1 protein-coding gene is annotated in these 580 nt (G+C 58.6%); it reads right to left on the reverse strand.

Going from position 1 to position 580, the window contains the following annotated elements; all coding sequences use genetic code 11:
* Positions 1–580, reverse strand: a 580-nt coding sequence (locus BFQ00_RS29655; protein ID WP_170827558.1) for an immunoglobulin-like domain-containing protein, incomplete at both ends; no start/stop codon positions are given.

Here is a 580-nt window from a genome sequence, read left to right on the forward strand (position 1 = left end):
TGGTAATCACCGAGCCATTGCTCAAGGTGACGTTCACCGGGGTTTGTGCCGGGTTGGTCAGGGTCGCGGTGTAGGTGATCTGACCGCCTTCGGTCACGGCGGAACCGGCCGTCAGCGTGACAGTAGTGGTATCGACCACATCAGTAATAGTGGCGACCGCAGGCGTCGTGCTCGGTACCAGGTTTTCAAAGTTGCCGCCGGTTGCACCGGTAATGGTGGTGATGACGGTGCTGCCATTAACGTAGACATCGTTCGGCGGTGTGTCGACCACGACCGTACCTGTCGACTCCCCCGCCTTGATGGTAATCACCGAGCCATTGCTCAAGGTGACGTTCACCGGGGTTTGTGCCGGGTTGGTCAGGGTCGCGGTGTAGGTGATCTGACCGCCTTCGGTGACTGTCGTGTCGGCAGTCAGCGTAACGGCGGTAGCATCGACCGAATCAGTGATTGTAGTAACCGCAGGCGTCGTGCTCAGCACCAGGTTTTCAAAGTTGCCGCCGGTAGCTCCGGTAATGGTGGTGCTGACGGTCGAACCGTTAACGTAAACGTCGTTGGCCGGCGTATCGACAACAACAGTACC

The sequence above is a fragment of the Pseudomonas sp. 28 E 9 genome (assembly GCF_900004785.1).
Lineage (GTDB): Bacteria > Pseudomonadota > Gammaproteobacteria > Pseudomonadales > Pseudomonadaceae > Aquipseudomonas > Aquipseudomonas orientalis_A.